The sequence below is a fragment of the Anaerotaenia torta genome (assembly GCF_050433395.1).
GTDB classification, from domain to species: Bacteria; Bacillota; Clostridia; order Lachnospirales; family Lachnospiraceae; genus Mobilitalea; species Mobilitalea torta.
Genome location: NZ_JBNPXH010000005.1, coordinates 110,495 through 126,099 on the forward strand (window position 1 = coordinate 110,495; position 15,605 = coordinate 126,099).

The 15,605-nt window shown below is 50.2% G+C and carries 12 protein-coding genes; all 12 read right to left on the reverse strand.

Features of this window, described 5'->3' with window-relative positions:
* Window positions 1-23: 23 nt before the first annotated feature.
* A complete protein-coding gene (gene radA, locus HNQ56_RS09965; RefSeq protein WP_429145167.1) occupies window positions 24-1,385 on the reverse strand; it encodes a DNA repair protein RadA in 1,362 nt (453 codons plus the stop codon).
* Between the two features lies 1 nt (window position 1,386).
* The gene (locus HNQ56_RS09970) at window positions 1,387-1,800 is read right to left on the reverse strand and encodes an endosialidase (RefSeq protein WP_429145170.1); all 414 of its coding nucleotides are present in this window, start codon (window positions 1,798-1,800) and stop codon (window positions 1,387-1,389) included.
* Window positions 1,801-1,920: 120 nt separating this feature from the next.
* Window positions 1,921-4,371 carry an ATP-dependent Clp protease ATP-binding subunit gene (locus tag HNQ56_RS09975; RefSeq protein ID WP_429145173.1) on the reverse strand — a complete coding sequence of 817 codons (2,451 nt, stop codon included), beginning with the start codon at window positions 4,369-4,371 and terminating at the stop codon, window positions 1,921-1,923.
* Between the two features lie 75 nt (window positions 4,372-4,446).
* Window positions 4,447-5,484 (reverse strand): protein arginine kinase, encoded by a 1,038-nt coding sequence (locus HNQ56_RS09980; RefSeq protein WP_429145175.1) that lies wholly within the window; start codon window positions 5,482-5,484, stop codon window positions 4,447-4,449.
* On the reverse strand, window positions 5,477-6,028 hold the full coding sequence (locus HNQ56_RS09985; RefSeq protein WP_429145178.1) for a UvrB/UvrC motif-containing protein: 552 nt from the start codon (window positions 6,026-6,028) through the stop codon (window positions 5,477-5,479). Before HNQ56_RS09985 ends, HNQ56_RS09980 begins: the two co-directional genes overlap by 8 nt.
* An 81-nt stretch (window positions 6,029-6,109) precedes the next feature.
* The gene (locus HNQ56_RS09990) at window positions 6,110-6,484 is read right to left on the reverse strand and encodes a GntR family transcriptional regulator (protein WP_429145180.1); all 375 of its coding nucleotides are present in this window, start codon (window positions 6,482-6,484) and stop codon (window positions 6,110-6,112) included.
* A gap of 133 nt (window positions 6,485-6,617) precedes the next feature.
* Window positions 6,618-7,847 (reverse strand): cadherin-like beta sandwich domain-containing protein, encoded by a 1,230-nt coding sequence (locus HNQ56_RS09995; protein WP_429145183.1) that lies wholly within the window; start codon window positions 7,845-7,847, stop codon window positions 6,618-6,620.
* A gap of 134 nt (window positions 7,848-7,981) precedes the next feature.
* Window positions 7,982-10,687: an SH3 domain-containing protein gene (locus tag HNQ56_RS10000; protein ID WP_429145186.1), complete on the reverse strand. Its 2,706-nt coding sequence runs from the start codon at window positions 10,685-10,687 to the stop codon at window positions 7,982-7,984.
* A 118-nt stretch (window positions 10,688-10,805) separates the two neighbouring features.
* The gene (purD, locus tag HNQ56_RS10005; protein ID WP_429145188.1) at window positions 10,806-12,104 is read right to left on the reverse strand and encodes a phosphoribosylamine--glycine ligase; all 1,299 of its coding nucleotides are present in this window, start codon (window positions 12,102-12,104) and stop codon (window positions 10,806-10,808) included.
* A 72-nt stretch (window positions 12,105-12,176) separates the two neighbouring features.
* On the reverse strand, window positions 12,177-12,806 hold the full coding sequence (purN, locus tag HNQ56_RS10010; RefSeq protein ID WP_429145190.1) for a phosphoribosylglycinamide formyltransferase: 630 nt from the start codon (window positions 12,804-12,806) through the stop codon (window positions 12,177-12,179).
* Window positions 12,800-13,825, reverse strand: coding sequence for a phosphoribosylformylglycinamidine cyclo-ligase (purM, locus tag HNQ56_RS10015; RefSeq protein ID WP_429145193.1), 1,026 nt, complete (start codon window positions 13,823-13,825; stop codon window positions 12,800-12,802). The genes purN and purM overlap by 7 nt, the downstream gene beginning before the upstream one ends.
* A 148-nt stretch (window positions 13,826-13,973) precedes the next feature.
* Window positions 13,974-15,548, reverse strand: a complete 1,575-nt coding sequence (locus tag HNQ56_RS10020; RefSeq protein WP_429145196.1) for a putative ABC transporter permease subunit — start codon at window positions 15,546-15,548, stop codon at window positions 13,974-13,976.
* Between the last annotated feature and the right edge of the window lie 57 nt (window positions 15,549-15,605).

Genomic DNA, 15,605 nt, shown 5'->3' on the forward strand with positions numbered 1-15,605 from the left:
TTCGTAGAGTAAAATCCCCTATCTCAAACGTTGCTGAGTATTCCCATTACTTCACTGATATTCCGGACTCCAATCAATTTTATGCCGTTATTCTTAATGTGTTCCTTGTTTGCCTGGGGCAGGATGCACCGTTCAAAGCCCATCTTGGCAGCTTCCGCGGCCCGCTGCTCCGCCATGTTCACCGCTCTGATCTCACCGGTCAGGCCAACCTCCCCGAATACGACGGTTTTATTATCCAGCGCGGCATTCTTATAGCTGGAGAGGAGCGCCGTTACCACCGCCAGATCCAGGGCCGGCTCCGTGATTCTCATTCCTCCCGCCACATTGACATAAGCGTCGCAATCGGATAATTGTACCCCTGCCCGTTTTTCCAGCACTGCCATCAACAGATTGACCCGGTTATAATCCGTACCGGCGGCAGTTCTTCTGGGCATGTTAAAATTCGTCCTGCAAACCAGAGCCTGCACCTCGACCAGAATCGGCCTGGTGCCCTCCATGGAGGCCGCCACTACCGAACCGGCCTCTCCCTCCGGTCTTCCTTTTAGCATGAATTCTGAAGGATTCTTCACCTCTGCAAGCCCCGAGCCTCGCATCTCAAAGACTCCTATCTCGTTGGTGGAGCCGAAGCGGTTCTTGACCGCTCTCAATACCCGGTAGGAAGCATAATTATCCCCTTCAAAATACAGTACGGTGTCCACCATATGTTCCAGTACTCTGGGACCGGCTACCACACCCTCTTTTGTCACATGTCCTATGATAAAAATAGTAATTCCGGAACCCTTCGCAATCCTCATCAAAGCAGCCGTCGCTTCTCTTACCTGGCTGACGCTTCCCGGTGCGGCGGCTACCTCTTCTTTGAATACAGTCTGAATGGAATCAATGACCACAATGTCCGGGGTGTGCTTCTGAATCACCTCGTCTATCATATCCAGGTCCGTCTCACATAAAAGGAGAAGCTCGCCGCCAAACACGCCGAGCCTCTCTGCCCTCATTTTAATTTGGCTTAGGGATTCCTCCCCTGAGATATATAAAATCTTCTTATTCTGAATTGCAACTTCGCGGCACATCTGAAGCAGCAGGGTGGACTTTCCGATACCCGGATCACCACCCACTAAAACCAAACTGCCCCGGACAATCCCTCCGCCCAGAACCCGATCCAGCTCTTCGATTCCGGAGCACAGCCTCAGCTGCTCCTCCGCTTTCACTTGAGAGATCGGTACCGGCTCCTGATAGTTCCGGATGCCGCCGGCTGCTCTTCCTGGCTTCTTGATCACCGGTTCGTCCACAAAGGTATCCCAGCCCTTGCAGGCCGGACACTGCCCTGACCATTTTGCCGATTCAAAGCCGCACTCTTTACAGAAAAACACGGTTTTCGTCTTAGCCATTCTACAGTTTAACCACCTTTACGAAGTCCTTCTCGTCTTCGTTCAACTCCAGGCTTAATACCAGCTTTCCGCCCAGATTCGTCTTCATCTTGCCAAGATTGGTATCATTCCTGTAAATCTCATATTCCTTCTCTGCTTCCAGCTCCAGCGTGATCTGGGCCGTGTCCTTACCGGATACTTCAAAGCTGATCTGGTCTTCTTTTGCATCAAGGTGAAATACGGCAGTACCGGGTACGGATTCGTAGACAAACATCCCATTCTTCTCGAGCTTGGTTATCTCATAGAAAGTTTTTACCTTGTAGATATCCCCCTGGTGCTCGAAATCGGAAGCCTTTGATTTGACACTCAATGTGTAATTACCAAAGCTGATTGTCCCATCGCTTTCCTTGCGTATTAACTCTTCAACAACTGCCATTACATGACCCTCCTAATTGTATTGAAAACTTGTATTAAAACCTGTTAATAAATTGTTACTCCATTATATATGATATTTCGTCTGAATTCTACCTCAGAATTATTAAATTTTTAAATAAACTCACTTCGCCTGCAACACTATTTCATTGTCCAGGAAATCCACATGAACCGTGTCCCCTTCTTTGATGGATCCCGCCAGAATTCCTTCCGCCAGCTTATCTTCAATATTGGTCTGAATCGCGCGTCTCAGCGGTCTGGCCCCATACTTGGGATCAAAACCAACCTCGGCCAGATGCCCAATTGCCGTTTCGCCGGTTTCCAGGGTGATGCTCATCTGAGCCTTGCTGCGCTTTGCAATGGTAGCAATCATGATGCCCACGATCTGCTTAATGTTTTCCTTGGTCAGAGAATGGAATACAATGATTTCATCGATACGGTTGATGAATTCCGGCTTGAAGATTCTCTTCACCTCTTCCATTACCCCATCCTTCATCCGCTTGTAGTCCTCTTTCTCATCCACTACCGCGGCAAAGCCCAGACGCTTCGGCTCTACAATATTCTGGGCACCTGCATTGGAGGTCATAATAATAATGGTATTCTTAAAGCTTACCCTTCTGCCCTGGGAGTCGGTGATATGCCCGTCATCCAATACCTGAAGCAGGATATTGAATACATCGGGATGAGCCTTCTCCACCTCGTCAAATAATATGACGGAGTAGGGATTCTGTCTTACCTTCTCGCTCAGCTGTCCGCCTTCGTCGTAGCCCACATATCCCGGAGGAGATCCGATGAGCTTGCTGATACTGTGCTTCTCCATATATTCGGACATATCAACACGGATAATGGAATTCTCACTGCCGAACATCGCCTCCGCCAGAGCCTTGGACAGCTCTGTCTTACCCACACCTGTGGGCCCAAGGAACAGGAATGATCCGGTCGGGCGGTTGGGATCCTTCAAGCCTACCCGCCCGCGGCGGATGGCCTTTGCCACTGCTGTCACTGCTTCTTCCTGTCCTACCACCCTGTTGTGAAGAATGCTTTCCAGATTCTGAAGACGCTCCGTCTCCTCCTCCGCCAGCTTCTTCACCGGTATCTTCGTCCAGCTTGCCACAATTTCAGCAATCTCATTATCTCCCACTACCAGCTGCTTCTCCTGCCGCTGCTTATCGTCCAGAACCTTCTGCTTCTCCAGCTGTTCTAAAACGCTTTCCTGCTGCTTCTTAATCTCTCCGGCCTTCTCATAGGCTTCTTCCTTGATGGCTTTCTCTTTCTCGCTTTCCAGGCGCTTGATCTCCTGCTCCAGATCCTTCAATGCCGGGGAAGAGGTATAGGTGCTGAGGCGAACCTTGGAAGCGGCCTCATCCATCAGGTCAATTGCCTTATCCGGCAGATACCTGTCATTGATGTAACGGCTGGAAAGCTTTACTGCCGCTTCCAGAGCCGCATCTGTAATGCGTACCTGATGATGGGCTTCGTATTTATCACGCAGACCGAATAGGATCTGAATCGCTTCCTCTTCCGAGGGCTCCTCCACCACTACCGGTTGGAATCTGCGTTCCAGAGCGGCATCCTTTTCGATATATTTGCGATATTCTTCTCTGGTGGTTGCTCCGATGATCTGAAGCTCACCCCTGGCCAGGGAAGGCTTCAGGATATTGGAGGCATCAATGGCTCCTTCCGCTCCTCCAGCCCCGATGATGGTATGAATCTCATCAATGAACAGCAGTACATTGCCGTCATTGATCACCTCACTGATTACCTTCTTGATTCTTTCCTCGAATTCACCCCGGTACTTGGAGCCGGCCACCATGCCGGACAGATCCAGCGTGACCACCCGCTTTTCCTTAATGGTATCCGGGATATTGCCTTCTACAATTTTTAACGCAAGTCCTTCCGCGATTGCTGTCTTACCCACCCCCGGCTCTCCTACGAGACAGGGATTGTTCTTCGTCCGGCGGCTGAGAATCTGAACCACTCTCTGAATCTCATTCTCCCGTCCGATGACCGGGTCCAGCTTGCCCTCTCTTGCATATTCTGTCAGATCCCTGCTGTACTGGTCCAGAGTAGGCGTCGCACTTGCCCTGCCCTTGGTCTTGGCACCCTTCCCAGCCGAATATTCATTCTTAGCTATGCTGATATCCACTCCTGACGCGGTAAGAATGTCAATGTATACCTTCTGTACATTCACCCCAAGGGTGTTCAGCAGACGTACTGCGATGCAGTCCGATTCCTTGATCAGCGCAATGAGAATATGCTCGGTTCCCACCAAGGAAGCCTTGAATTTTGCTGCTTCTTTATAGCTTTGATCCAGGATGCGCTTGGATCTGGGAGTAAAAGTGCCCCCATCCATCATTTCCACACCGTTATTGGGTGCGATCAGCTGGTTTACCAGCTCCAAAATCTTATCGACGGAGACGCCGTTTTCCTCCAGCACTCTTGACGCGATGCTTGGCACCTCCATGAGGCCGATGAGCAGATGCTCTGTCCCGATATAGTTATGGGACAGCCGGTAGGCAACCTCACGGGCCATATTTATTGCACTTTTTGCATTTTCAGTAAATTTGTCATACATATTTTGTATCCTCCATTCTTCCTTCCAGGGTACTCTTTTACGGGAACAAGAAGCATACTCCCGTCACTCCCTCCTCTAAGACACTACGGAGGGCAGCTCTCTCTTAATATACTCGGCTCTGGCCTGGTCTCTTGTCAGGCTTCCCACATTCTTGCCCAGGGTCCACTGAAGACTTCCCGGCTGCACACCCATCATCAGCTTATGCACATTAAAGGCCCTGTCAAATTTGATCAGGCCGCAGTCCGCGCCAAACTTGATCTGGGACAGCAGGGCCATGGCATCATCCGAAGACATCTGCCTTGCATACTTCAGCACACCGTAGGAGCGAAACACCTGATCCTCAATCTCATCCGTATTCACGGAAAGCATGTATTCCCTGCGCTTTCTCTCCTGCTTCACCACCTGCTGCACAATCCGCTTCAGGTTTTCAATAATCTCACTTTCCGAAACGCCCATAGTCTTCTGGTTAGAGATCTGGTAAATGCTCCCCAGACTCTTGGTGCCCTCTCCGTAAATCCCCCGGATGGTCACACCATACTTCCCCAGCTCTTCCATCAGCTTTTGTATCATTCTCGCCGCCGTGAGGGCCGGAAGAAATACCATACAGGAGGCTCTCATCCCGGTTCCCGCATTGGTGGGGCAGACAGTGAGATAACCGTATTTCTCATCATAGGCAAAATGTAATTTCTCATAGGCAATATCGTCAATCCGATCTGCCTCTTCGTATGCCTGCTCTATATCGATTCCGCCGACGATAGCCTGAATCCGGACATGATCCTCTTCGTTAATCATAATGCTGACCGTCTCATCATCCGACAAAATCAATCCGGTTGTCTGCTGTTTCTCTGCCAGCAGGGGGCTCACAATATGACGCTCCACCATGGCAATCTTATCAATCTCACTTAAGGAACTGATATTACAGGAATAATATCTTCGGTTATCCGCCTCGGAAAGGGAGCCTGCAATCTGCTTCACTTCATTTACCAGGGCTGAGGCCTGTTCTTCATTGATCTTCGGGGAAAAGGGATAGGTCCTGAGATTTCTTGCAAGTCTTACACGGCTGGAAATAACCACATCACTATCCAGAGGAATCTGTTCATACCATTTAAGCATTGCTTTCTTCCTCCTCCCGCTTCATCTGCTTGATCAAATCCCTGAGTCTCGCAGCCTCCTCAAATTCCTCCTTCTCGATTGCTTCCTGAAGTCTCAGGGAAAGCATCTCCGCCTCGGAGATATCCGCAGCGGTCCGTTCAGAGACTGCCGTGGCAAAGCCCTTGGGCCTCTTGCCGGTATGAAGCTCCGCCCCCTGAACACTTTTGAAGGTCTTCCCCAGCTGGCTCTGGAAGCTTCCATAACACTGGGCGCAGCCAAAACGTCCCTTCTGAATAAATTCCTCATAGGTAGTGCCGCAGGTATTGCAGGTCAGTGCCGGCGCTGATGTTCCGCTTTTTTTCTTGTCGGCGGCGGTATAATTATCAAGCAGGGTGGATAACATATCCCCCAGGGTAAGTTCGCTGTTCATTAGAGGTTTTTCCATTTGAAAGGATGTGTAGTCTGTTGCACATTCCTCGCAAAGATGCTGTTCCTTCTTCACGCCGTTGATAATCTCGGTATACAGTATCTTGGCATCTCTTTTCTGGCATCTGTCACATATCATCTTTTAATCCCTCCATTCTGCCGTTATTTTATGAACTTGCGGTGTGAAACTTAGAAGTTCTTTGCCTGCGTATTTGGCAGATTAACTTCTTTCAAATTCGTTGAAAATATCGTTCACAATTTCATGCGCTTCCTCACAGCTGATATTCCTGCAGAAGGCCTTCGCCAGAATTACCCGCAGTTCCTCACGCATCTCTGCCATCGCTTTCAGTTTGTTGCAGTCAATTGCAATCACGGCGCCTCTTCTGCGGTCCAGCTTCAGATACCCTTCCTGTTTTAACATAGTATATGCTTTATTAACGGTATGCATATTGATTCCGATATGTTCCGCCAATTCTCTTACGGAGGGAAGATTCTCGCCTTCCTGCAGCTGCGAGGTCGCTATGCCGTATATAATCTGGTTTCTCAATTGGATATAAAATGCTTCTTCACTGTTAAAATCAATTTCCACATACATTCGGATACACCTCGCCATGTCACCTGTATTTTACAAGATATTGCACTTGTTATATATATAGTATAACAAGCGTATTGATTTTGTCAAGGGCAATTATAAGGCGCCCTCCATTACCACTCGTAACTGTTCCGCTTTATTTCTTTCGGGACTTCAGAGAGAGCCGGATACATACCGCCAGAAGAAATGCACAGAGTGCGCCCAGCAATCCGACAACAATCGCTGCCTGTGTCAGATTTGTCCGGTATTTCTCATAAGCGGCCCGATCCTCGTTCCCGGTCTGTGTATTTTCCCCAATCACTACTGTTTTTTCACCGGAAAATCTCTGCATGGTACGTTCCATCCGGTCATAACGGTAAAAGCCAGCCTCTCCCATATTGTTTTCCGCATAAATCAGAAGAAATTCACTCTCCATGTCACCCTGGGGATAAAAGGCAGTCACCGATACATCCGAAATAATCATCTTTGTCTTAACGTATCCTTGAGGTATCACCGTTCCTGCGTCCGGCTCCAATAATTTATATTGTCCGCTGTAAACAGCATATTTATCACCATTTAATCTTACAATTTCAAATTTTGCCGTATCTGCCTCCGGCACCGGCGTAATTTCCTCTTCCGGTGTCCCTGTTATTTCAGAAACAGGAGCTTTCATTGCCTTGATAGTATATTCTATGATATTTCCCGATTCCGCAAGCACAGATATCGTAATATTATTTTCACCTTCCGCCAGTGACTCATTTCCGGTTACGGTCATAGTGGCCTTATTATCCTCCGGTAAAGCCGCAATAACCAGCTGCTCTGTGTAGGCACTCACTTCCATGGTGTAATCATAAATTTCCGGATCAAATTCCGGCTCTAATCCGGCAGGGCTGACCTTCAGAGACTTTAAACGTGCATTGTCGGAGGCGGTCTCCGGTGCCGTCACATTAATTGTCAGTATGTTGTTGGATACGGACATCTCTCCTCCCTCAAGCTCATAGACGACGGCCCTGTCATGCAGCTCGATCCTGCAGATTCCTACCTTAACGGCTTCAAACTTCATCGTATACTTTCTGTTTGTGTCTCCCCTGACATTATCCAGGTCAGATATGCTCAGGTACCCGCTGCTGCCTTTCACCTGGGAGGAGCCTCCCTCATATTCCAGAATGTCGTCATCATAGGTGAGACTGCCCTCAAAATCCCCAAACTCCTCCTGGGAGGAGATATTGAGATATACAAAAAACTCCCCTCCCAGCATTACCTGCTCCGAGTCCGCCGACAGCTCCACCTGTGCACTGGCTGCCAGTGCAGTCCTTGAAGTCATTGTAATTCCTAATAAAAGTGCCAGGAATAATATCCCGGTATAACCTTTCTTTCTGCTATTCATAATAACCTCCATTCTGCCGTCAGGCCGCCCAAAACAGGGTAGAAAACACATCCGGCCGCCAGGTTCTTCACCTGCGGCCGGACGGATACTTCATGTCAGATACCAGCCCTGCTGCTTTTATCTCTTTGCAAAGCTTACTCTTCTCTTACAATATTAACTGTATAAGTGGCAATATTGCCATCCTCTGCTTTCACCGCTATCACAACCGTGTTGACACCGACGTTCAGGGCAATGGTTCCGCCTCCGCTGATAACCGCCTTTTTGCTTACGGCCGTTGTCTTGATCTGCACCGTATCCACCTCGTTTTCAACAATCAGTGAGTAATTGTATACTGTCTGGTTAAAGGTCGGCGTAATGGCGAGTTCTTCACCGTTGGCATCCAGGATCTTCAAGCTCTTCATCCGATTGTTCGGGTTGAACATGGTCATCGGCACCGGACAGACCTCCTCCGGCATATTCAGATACACCGGAATGGAGAATACGATGGAACTATCCAGCATTCCGTTATACGCGGCCAGAATCTTCTTTGCCTCCGCATAAGGAGCCTCAATATTGGTCATGTACTGGTGAAAATAAGTTGAGGTCGGAGTAACATTGAATTTCTGCAGGTATATGGTATCCTGCCCCCTGTTGATATAGCTTCCTCCGATAAAATAGGAACCTCCTACAATGGAACGGAAGGGACTTGTCCAGGGAATCATGTAAAGGGCATTGGTGGTCGGATTGCTGCTGCCATTCTTGGCATACCTCAGTCCGTTGGCAATGGCACCGCCCCCCGGGCTGTCATTGGCACCAATATTATAAAAGTTATACAGCCCCTCATATCCGCCGTAGTTGCCGGATACGCTGTTGCTTAAGGTAGTTGGCCCGGTCACCACCTCCTGCTTCACGCGGGAGGCCAGATGATAGGGGCTGACTCCCGAATACTCCGCCGCTTTGATAAAGGTCTCCGCATAAGAGATGCTTTGAGTCATGCCGTTTTCATCCGTATAACTGTACTTGGTATTATACATTGCCGTTCCCTTGAGAACATTCTCCACGCCCGCCAGATTCTGGTACTCCTCCTGATATTTCAACAGCTCGAACTGGAAGATACCGCTGGTCGTCAGGAAATTCCGGGGATCCATATAGTATTCAATGGCGGCCCTGGAGGCGTTGACCCAGGTCGTGCCGTCAAAGGGAATAAAGGTATCCGTCTCCCATTTATAGGCTCCCTTTTCAAGGGACTTCCACTCCACACTTTTGGTATTGGTGATCAGGCTCTTGGCAAGGGTACTCTCCTCCGCGATGACGGTATTCCAGTCCAGTCCGGTATGATAAGCCCGGAACTCCCAGTTGGGGTACTGGAGATGCAATGCCCGCAAGGCTGCTTTGTAGCTTTCCGGAAATCCCTGAAGCGCAAGCTTGGTCTCAAAGTCCATATTGTCTGTAATCACCGGCGGCGTCGGGGTAGGGCTTGGAGCCCCCTCCGTCGGAAGTATATCTGCTATGTACACATATTCCGCTTTTACATAACCATAGATACCGTTATCCATCGATACCAGGTACCAGGTATCCGCATTCAGCACCTCAACCCCGGTTACCAATACCTGCTGCCCGTTGGACATAAACAGGATATTGCCGTATTGGTCATAATAAAATTCACCGGTTGCAATATTCTTAACCAGATAGAGGATGACAGTATTGCATACATACCCATTCACAGGCTGGCTGATCTGTGAGTATTTCGGATTATTATCAATCTGCAGGAACTCCTGGTTCAAATCCGGTGTCGGCATCGGTGTTGCCGTGGGAGTCGGAGTCGCCGTAGGTGTGGGTGTTGCCTCCGGAGTGGCGGTCGGAACAGGGTCCGGGGTTGCCGCAGGCTCCGGAGTGGGAGTCACAGACGGCGTCGGAACAGGCTTCTCTGTGGGCTTGGGCGTCGCTGTAGGCTTGGCCTCAGTCACCTTAAAGCTGATCTGAGAAGCCTCGGCATAGCCGGTATACTTCTTCCCGCTGACCGTAACGGACAGCTTAAGCCACTTTACTCCCGACAGAGTTGACTCTCCCTGTACGGTAACTGCTTTATCTTTCTTCAAAGAAAGGATATTGCCGCTGCTATTTTTTAGATAGGCCGCCTTGCTGCCGGTTGCGGAACGGAGCTTCAGCGTCTTTGCAGCCACGGTTCCCTTAATCGTACTGCTATAAGAGATCTGGATATAAGAGCTAAGTACATAACCCGTCTTGGTTCCTCCGTCCGATTGAAAGGAAATTCCATACCATTCCTCGCCGTCAATCACATCCTCGCAGACCACGGTCACGGAGTTCCCCTTTGCCAGTCCTCCTACCTTGTAGTAGCCTGTCCCCGGCCCGCTTCTCACATTTAATGTGGAGGCGGTTACTGAGCCTTTCAGCTTAAGCTCCTTCCTTACCGGAACCGAATCCTTGGGACCTGGCTTGGGAGTAGGAGTTGCCGTAGGCTTCGGAGTCGCCGTCGCCTTAGGTTTTGGTGTGGCCTTGGGCGTCGGAGTCGGGTCTGCCTTACCGGTAACGCTGACATAATCCTTATGGATATAGCCCTTCTCCGTTTTTCCGTTGAATTTGAGGGATACATAATAAAAATCCCCCTTCGTGCTTATAATATCAACCTTCTCACCCTTCACCAGATATACATCGGTAACACCCGATTTCAACTTGGGCGCCGTAGTCGAGGGCTCTGTTCTTACATTCAGTGAATTCGCAGTCACGGTTCCCTTCTGCGCCGCTAAGACCTCGCGCGGGCTGCCGGCAAACCCATGCGGGATGGTAAGAGCAAGAATCAGAAGAGTAACCAGCCAATTGTTATAATACCGTCTTTTCATTTGATACCCCTTTCGCAAATAACGACTTCGAGTCCGTTTGAGAAGTCATCCGGCGGCTTCCGATTTATTGCTTCATTCTACAGGTGAAGTATGGCACTTCTGTGGCATTTTATGTATTTTATACCAGGATATTGTCTGATAGATGGAAGGATTCGTCAATTGCTTTTCCAATATCATTTCTCATATACTTATTATCAAACCGAACCCAGCCGGCGGCCTCATACGCCCTCCTTCTGGCCTCCTTTAGATCACTTCCGACAGCGGTTACTCCCAGAACTCTTCCCCCGTTGGTTACAACCGCTCCATCCCTGACAGCAGTTCCCGCATGAAATACATGATAGCCCTCCTTACCCTCAAAGCTCTCCAGTCCTCGGATCAGACGCCCCTTCTCATAGCGTTCCGGATAGCCCTGGGAGGCCAGTATCACGCATACCGCCGCGTTGTCCTCAAATTCCAGCCGTATCTCATCCAACCTGCCGTCAATACAGGCCTCCATCACTTCAAGGAGATCATTCTTCATTCTGGGCAGCACCACCTGAGCCTCCGGATCACCAAAGCGCGCATTGTATTCCAATACCTTGGGTCCCTCCTTCGTCAGCATTAACCCGACAAAAAGAATACCGGTAAACGCCCTTCCCTCCGCCTTCATGGCATCCATGGTGGGCTGGTAGATATATTTTTTGCAATAATCGTCCACTTCCTGGGTATAAAAGGGACTGGGGGAGAATGTTCCCATTCCTCCGGTATTCAGCCCCTGATCCCCATCCTTGGCCCGCTTATGATCCTGGGCGCTGGTCATGGGCAGGATATGGGTACCATCACAAAAAGCCAGGACAGATACCTCCCTGCCTGTCATAAACTCCTCTACCACCAGTTTATTTCCGGCATCGCCGAACTGCCGGTCCTCCATAATCTGCTTTACTCCCTGCAGAGCCTCCTCATAGCTGGCGCAGATCAGGACTCCCTTCCCCAGGGCCAGACCATCCGCCTTCAATACCAGGGGATAGCTCCTGTCTTTCAGATATTCTGCCGCATCGCCGGGCCGGTCAAACACCTCATAGGCTGCGGAGGGAATCCGGTATTTCTTCATCAAATCCTTGGAAAAGGCCTTGGAGCCTTCAATAATCGCCGCATTCTTCGCGGGTCCGAAGACACGGAGCCCCCTGGCCTCAAAGACATCTACAATACCGCCCACCAGCGGATCATCAGGGCCTACCACCGTCAGATCAATTCCCTCCCCCAAGGCAAAATCAGCCAGTCCCTCAAAATCACTGACGCTGATATCAACACACTCCGCCAACCGGCCAATCCCCGCATTGCCGGGCGCACAGTACAGCTTTGTTACCCTCCGGCTCTGTGCCAGCTTCCAGATAATCACATGCTCTCTTCCGCCGCTTCCAATCACTAAAACCTTCATTCTTAACCTCCATCTGTCCCTTATTTAACAGAAAGCAGGGTTAGTCATCCTAACACTGCCATCTGCTTTTTCTCACTGCTCTATTCTCTTCACCACATTATTCTCAATCATCAGCTTATTTTCCGCAATCAGGCGCACCGCCTCCGGAAGCAGCTCCCACTCCGCCTCCTCCATCACTCTTCTTTGAAGGCTCTCGGGAGTATCCCCCTCTTCCACCGCTACGGCCCTCTGCAGAATAATCGGTCCGGTATCCGTGCCCTCATCCACAAAATGAACGGTAGCTCCGGTCACCTTCACCCCTCGGGCCAGCACCGCTTCGTGCACCTTCAGACCATAATATCCATCCCCGCAGAAGGAGGGAATCAGGGCCGGATGTATATTGATAATCCGATTCCGATAGCTCCTTACCACGTTCTCCGGCAGAATCAGAAGACAGCCTGCCAATACCACCAGATCTGTCTGGTACCGGTTCAGCAGCTCCAGCAGAGCCTCGTTGAATCTGTCCTTTTCCGCGAAATCCTTCCTCACCAGAGCCTCCGCGGCAATCCCATGCTTTCTGGCCCTTTCCAGGGCATAGGCCTCCCGCTTGTTGCTGATCACAACCTCGATCCGCACCCCGGGCAGCTTGCCCTCCTCAATCCGGTCAATCAGCGCCTGAAGATTGGTCCCTCCGCCGGACACCAGAACAGCCAGCTTTAGCATAGGGTTACTCCCTTCTCTCCATTGACGGTCTCTCCAACAATAAACGCTCTCTCACCGGCTGCTTCAAGAAGGCTGACCGCCCGGTCCGCCTGCGAGCTGTCCACGGCAATCAACATACCGATTCCCATATTATAGGTGTTATACATCATTTTCTCTTCAATATCCCCATCCCTGGACAGCATTCCAAAGATCGGCGGAATATCATAGCTGTTCTTCCTTACCATGGCATGAATCCCCTGGGGAAGCATTCTGGGAATATTCTCATAGAAGCCCCCTCCGGTAATATGGCTGCAGGCCTTCACCGTAACTCCGCCCCGCTTCAGGCCCTGCAATGCCTTCACATATATCCTGGTAGGCGTAAGCAGGGTCTCTCCAAGGGTCTCTCCCAGCGCCTCATAATAAATGTCCAGTGTCTCTCTCTGCATACGGAATACTTTACGGACCAGGGAATATCCATTGCTGTGGATACCCGAGGATGCGATTCCCACCAGAACATCTCCCGGCCTCAAACCAACCCCGGTAATCAGCTGCTTCTGGTCCACAATCCCCACCGCAAAGCCCGCCAGATCATATTCATCCACCGGATAGAAGCCCGGCATCTCCGCCGTCTCGCCGCCGATCAGGGCAGCGCCCGCCTGTTTGCATCCCTCGGACACACCCTTTACGATCTCTGCGATCTTCTCCGGCTCATTCCTGCCGCAGGCAATATAATCCAGAAAGAACAGCGGCTCCGCACCGGCACAGGCAATATCATTGACGCACATGGCAACGCAGTCAATTCCGATGGTATCATGCTTGTCCAGCAAAAAAGCCAGCTTAAGCTTCGTACCGACGCCGTCGGTGCCTGACACCAGGGTGGGCTGCTCCATGTTCTTAAAGCCCTCCAGGGAAAATGCGCCTGAGAAGCCGCCGATATTAGACAGAACCTCCTTACGCATCGTACCCTGAATATGCTCCTTCATCAGGTCTACCGCCTTATATCCGGCCTCAATATCCACTCCCGCCTTCTTATAATCCATTTTCTTACCTCCTCAACTGCCAAACCCGTGCCTTTTCCTCAGCTTGACTCTGTACCGTATTTTACGCTCACATTTTAGCATATTCCTGCGGATTTGTCCTTTCTTTTCGGCGGATAATTTCTTATGTCATTCATTAGCGATTCTTATATTAGAGCAGGGAAGCAAATCTCTTCTTCCCATAGCTCATTAAAATCCAATACAAAACCCCGCATCCCGTCAGCAGAAGCAGAATACAGGTCAGATATGCCGCAACTGAATTCCCGATCAGAAAGAAAACGGCGGAAAGGACACAGGTGATCCCCATTCCCCCAAATACTACAATCAACGACGGAGCACTCTGCTTTACCACAACCGTTTCTATGCTCCACTGAAAATTCGGCAGCAGCAGATTCACCAGCAGGCCAAACACGGCCACAAACAAGCCGCATGCCACACCAAACACCATCAGACAGACTGTAGCGGCAGCATCCAGCCCAAGGCCAATTCCCAACAGCAGCGCGTCCACCGGCACCGGTGCCAGTATGGTGAGATTCACCAGAAGCTTTGAGTCATAGATCGTCTTCGGTTCCACAGGAAGGGACTTCAGAATCCATAAATTCTTCCCCTCCAGGGAGATGGACGCCATGGTGGTGCTGCTGAGCATAATGCAGAAGGACAGCAGCATCGGAGCGATGATCCCCATGAAGCTCTCGGGAATTTCATTTCCAAAGACCGTCTCCCGATCCAGAAAAAGCAGGGCTACGGAGGCTGCCGTGAGCATCACTATTCCTATTCCGCTGTTTAACACATAGGGCACGGAAGAAAAGTACCTCTTTAATTCCTTACGGTACAGGGCCTTCAACGGCGAAGCAGTCTTAAGAATTCCCAGCTTGAATTTGGCACCGCCCCTTCCCGTCATGAACACTGTGTTCAGGCTTTTAAATATCCTCTGCACCACCCAGACATAGAGAAAAAAGGCCAGGGCAGAGATACCGGCAAAGAGGAGAAAATCCAACGCCCTCTGCTCCACCAGTGCTCCCGTGTACAGCTTTGCCAGGGGATAGAGTGAATAAACCTGCTTCGTCAGATCCACGCCGATATTCAGCATCTCTTCCCCGCTCTCTCCCAAAGAAAAGGAGGATGCCAGGATAAAGAGCACCAATCCCATAGAGAAAATAATATTCATCAGATTACGATGCCGGAATTTCGACGCCATATAAGCAATCAGGGTTCCCAGGAAGGAGGCAATCACAATGGGTACCAGGGGCACAAACATCATGGAAACCAGGCCCGTGAGATAGAAAAGCAGGGATTGCCCTGTCAAAATTCCATATGCCGCTATCATAGGAAGGATGATAATCGCCACAAAAAACAAATTAATGATATACAAAATGATCAGCCGGCTGGCTACAACCCCTCCGGTGCCGACAGGCAGGGACATTACCAGATCATAATCCCGGAAGCCGAATACCGTCCCTCTCACCTTCCATACCGTGGTGATTACCAGGATGATACAGGTAAGGGCCATCATCAATGGCGGCAGCAAATCAATTCTCTGAACAGACATCAGCGCAAATCCCAATATAAAATTATAAAAAGCAGACAGGATTCCCATCCCCCCTGCAAATAACCCCAGCCCCAGATAAATCATCCGGGGCTTTTTCGTCTTATGCTGCCCCATGGACAGCGTATCGGCAAGAACCGCCCAGAGCTGTACCCTGATCAGGCGTATTATCTTCTTCATTCTGATCTCCCCTTTCCGGCCCCGCAGGCCGGCCAGTCTCTGCATTAATCCATTTCA